This window comes from Mesorhizobium sp. M1E.F.Ca.ET.041.01.1.1 (assembly GCF_003997355.1).
Classification (GTDB): Bacteria; Pseudomonadota; Alphaproteobacteria; order Rhizobiales; family Rhizobiaceae; genus Mesorhizobium.
In genome coordinates this window covers 1-3,361 of the sequence record NZ_RZSL01000621.1, presented here as the reverse complement: position 1 = coordinate 3,361, position 3,361 = coordinate 1, and the positions used below count along the sequence as shown (strand labels likewise).

The window sequence follows — 3,361 nt, the reverse complement described above, 5'->3', positions numbered from 1 at the left end:
GGGCTAAGGTGACCGGCGCCGGGCTCAGGCAATTCTCCCCCACGAGAAGGCGCCGGCCTGGCGAACTGATGGTCCGCCGCACATGCAAGATAGCTAATCTCTACCTCAAAAGGACATGGCGTGATCGCGTAACATCTTGGCAATCGGCCAGAGATCAGGAATATAATCCTCTCCGGTGCGGCGACCCGTCAAAGTGAGGATCGCCATGACGATGAAATTCCCCTTCGTTGAAAACACGCTCGGCAAGAAGCTGGAGGCAGGCACGGGTCTGTCGGTCGATTGCCTCACATGCAAGCGGAAAGCCACCCTTGATGTTGCCGAGCTGGTGAAGCGGTTCGGGCCGGATCAGGGCTGCATGCACTGGGATCTCATAAAGGTCATCTACTGCCACGAGTGCCGCGCCGCCGGCCGCGACGACCGGAACCTACAGTTCGCCAACCATGCGGTGACCCCCGACAAGCGCGCTAGGACGTAAGAAGCCGAAGGGCGGCCATCACCGCGCTTGCTCTATCTCTTTGACAAAGCCTCTTCGGCGCCGGCAACCGCAGCGTCAACGATCTGGTCGAACAGCACATGACTGACGGGATCGACGCGCACGATCGACGGCAGGATTATCGACAAGGCTGATGGGCTCGCCTGGCACATACAGCGGATCGTCCTTCCATTCCCCGTGGTATTCCTCCGGGATATGGAAGCCGGCGAGCGCCGATTTGATGTGCTGTTTCAGCGCGGCGCGCGTTTCAGGAAATCCAGCATCATCAACTCTCCTGGGGCCCAAATCGGAAAATTGCGGCAGGCTTTTCGGATTTTTCCGACGCCGTCGCTGTCATAACGCTCCCGTCAACAAAAGGGGAATCCGTCAACGATCATGACTTCGAAACGCCGCGTGTCGCCAACGAGCTTGTCACACTTTCCCACGCTTCTGCCAGCGCCTTGTCGTCCGGCTCGGCTACTCATCGGCGCGCAGGAGCCGGTTCTGGGGTGCGGATTCAAACCAAATTGGGGCGAATTCGACCCGAAATTGGTCACTCCCGACATGGGGTGACGGCTTATGAATTGGGCTGAAATTTCTCGATGGCGCCATGGGTTTTCCGTCACCCGGAAAATCGATTCCTGGCAGCACGAGATGCTGAAATTCTTTGCACGTCCTGCATTGCCGCTCGTGCGATGTGGGAAGCAAGAAAGGGAGATGAGTTAAATGATGACAACCTTGATCCTCTCGGGCTCGGCCGCAACGTTCATGTTCGGTTTTCTGCTGGGCGATCGGCGTGGTGTGAAGCAGGCCAACGCAATCCTTGACGCAAACTGGCGCGAGCTGATGAAGTCAATTCGCGAAGATAAGACCGGCTTTCCGTCTGATGCTGATGAGGATGACACCGCGAGACCAACGCTGCATTGACTGCTCGGAAACGGACGAGAGGCGGCCTTGCTGACTTAGAAGTAGCGTGATGGATTGGTCATACTGCGAGAAGTAGACATGACAAACGATGCGCCGCGACGGCCTCTCAACTACACGACCCGGATTGGCTCGCGCTGCGGGAAAGGGTCCTCGACCGCGACGGCCGCAAGTGTCGGAATTGCCTGTCGGCTGACCTACTCAATATCCATCATTGGAGACCGGCAGCGGCCGAAGCCGGAGGGGTGACCAACTGGGGCTACAACGAAACTGGCAATCCTTTGCTGGTCCCTGAAAGCGCCTTGGTGACATTATGTCGGCTCTGCCACAGCGCTCTTGAGGATTCTAGACGGCGCCTGCTAAAGCTCCGAGAAGGCGTCGCGGAACCTGAACCTGGTCCTCCGCTTACCGAAATCGTAGGTGCACGCAACATCTTTCAGCTTTGGGAATTCAACGGCCGCACACTGCCGTTTAAGGCAATCAAGGAATCATGGGTCCAGTCGCCCACCCATTTCATGCGAGTTGAGCGCGTGGTGATCAAGAAATGGCCCTACGGATTTGCCTGGGGTTGCTACGTTCGCGATGGTGTGGCTGGCGAACAGAAGCAAATCAGTGGAGCGGGGACGTATAGTTGGCGTCTGGTCGACGGCTGAGCCAACGTGCTAGTTGGCCCGGCTCCTCAGGTGGCGGGCCTTTTGCTTTAAAGGTTGAAAGCCGCTTTGGTCAGGTCAAGGCACTGCGCAACATAGCGTTGGTATTCCGCCAGAAACTTGTCCGAAATGTCGATGCGCTTTTTGCCCCAGGCAAACTGCTGGTTTCCTGACAGGCCGTAATGCAAGAGCCTTGTCGCCCCGTTCTCGGTTATCGGCTCGGGCGCGTTCCTTTTGGTGCCAAATAGCCGGTCGTCCAAATGCTCGAAATGGTTGCGGGCGTCCGTATAGTCTTCGAAATTTCTGGTAGCGATGAATGCGGCTACCGCGCCGCCGACCTTCTCCGCGACCATAGCCAGGCCATCGTTCATCCGGTCGAGCGAGATGAGGAAGAAATGCAGTTGGGCAAGGGCCTGAGTGAAGTCCTTCGCCCGCCACGCGTCAAAGATGAGCCCGTGCTGTCGGTAAAGTGCCTCCCGGTACTTCTCAATCAGTTCGATCCCGTGGGCAAGCTTGCCTGTCGGGTCTGCTTTGAAAGCAGCAGAAAACCAGTCAGGTGGCAGCATTTTGGACGTCCTCTTGGCTTGGCGGTCGGGCCAACCCCCACGAAGAGCGGAGCATTTGGTAGATGATCTTCGACACCTCGAAAAAGGCCTCACAGACCTCGAAATAGTTTTCTTCGGGCCGCTTTGCATCTACGCCCGATAGCATGAAATGGGCCGTCCTGGTGTTGTCGTCGACCTTGGCAATAGCCGTCCAAAGATGGCGGAACGACAAATGAACGAAGTCTGAGGTTTCGGTGTAAACCTTGTCGATCCACGGGTATTGCCCCGACAGGTGTTTCCGGAGATAGGCGTCGGTAAGCCGCTCCTGCTTTCCATTTTCCAGGGTGGTCAGTCTGTCGAACTGCACCTCGTTGGCCATCAGGCGTTTCATGCTGTTCTCACGGTCCTGAATAAGCGGCAGGGCGTTGATCCGCATGGCTGTGTCGATCTGAGTTCGCAAAAGGATCGTCGCTGATGGAAAGTTTCTGCCTTCGATCATTTTCCGAAACCCGAGCGACTGTGAAAGGGTGCGCTGTGCTGCTCCCAAGATAAACATGTGAGTAAGGTACATCGACCCGGCGGTCAGATCGTGCGTAGCCGTTTTGAGGAATTCACGTTCTTGCCGTTTAATGGCAGTCAGATGATCCTTCAGGGTGGTCATTTGGAGGCGCTTTTTCACGGTGTTCGCAATTTTGTACGCAAGTGGAGCAAAAAAAGGAAAATTACAATAATTTCAATGCCATCTGGCGGATGGGGTGGGATTCGAACCC

The 3,361-nt window shown here is 56.3% G+C and carries 5 protein-coding genes; 3 read left to right on the top strand and 2 right to left on the bottom strand.

From position 1 onward, the window contains the following. The first annotated feature begins 205 nt into the window (after positions 1 to 205). From EOA38_RS31450 to EOA38_RS40630, 3 genes are all read left to right on the top strand, one after another. A complete protein-coding gene (locus EOA38_RS31450) occupies positions 206 to 475 on the top strand; it encodes a hypothetical protein (RefSeq protein WP_127301056.1) in 270 nt (89 codons plus the stop codon). A 723-nt stretch (positions 476 to 1,198) separates the two neighbouring features. Continuing rightward, complete coding sequence (locus tag EOA38_RS31445) at positions 1,199 to 1,399, top strand: hypothetical protein (protein ID WP_127301055.1); 201 nt, start codon at positions 1,199 to 1,201, stop codon at positions 1,397 to 1,399. 242 nt (positions 1,400 to 1,641) lie between these two features. Then, positions 1,642 to 2,049: a hypothetical protein gene (locus EOA38_RS40630; protein ID WP_245480963.1), complete on the top strand. Its 408-nt coding sequence runs from the start codon at positions 1,642 to 1,644 to the stop codon at positions 2,047 to 2,049. A 47-nt stretch (positions 2,050 to 2,096) separates the two neighbouring features. On the opposite strand, the gene EOA38_RS31435 is transcribed toward EOA38_RS40630, so the two are convergent. Then, positions 2,097 to 2,612, bottom strand: coding sequence for a hypothetical protein (locus EOA38_RS31435; protein WP_127301054.1), 516 nt, complete (start codon positions 2,610 to 2,612; stop codon positions 2,097 to 2,099). Next, complete coding sequence (locus EOA38_RS31430) at positions 2,599 to 3,252, bottom strand: hypothetical protein (RefSeq protein WP_127301053.1); 654 nt, start codon at positions 3,250 to 3,252, stop codon at positions 2,599 to 2,601. Before EOA38_RS31430 ends, EOA38_RS31435 begins: the two co-directional genes overlap by 14 nt. Positions 3,253 to 3,361: the final 109 nt, after the last annotated feature.

Bases quoted from the DNA above. Each gene is read 5' to 3' on its own strand.
- EOA38_RS31450 (WP_127301056.1), top strand. From the start codon at position 206: ATGACGATGAAATTCCCCTTCGTTGAAAACACGCTCGGCAAGAAGCTG.
- EOA38_RS31430 (WP_127301053.1), bottom strand. From the start codon at position 3,252: ATGACCACCCTGAAGGATCATCTGACTGCCATTAAACGGCAAGAACGT.
- EOA38_RS31445 (WP_127301055.1), top strand. From the start codon at position 1,199: ATGATGACAACCTTGATCCTCTCGGGCTCGGCCGCAACGTTCATGTTC.
- EOA38_RS31435 (WP_127301054.1), bottom strand. From the start codon at position 2,612: ATGCTGCCACCTGACTGGTTTTCTGCTGCTTTCAAAGCAGACCCGACA.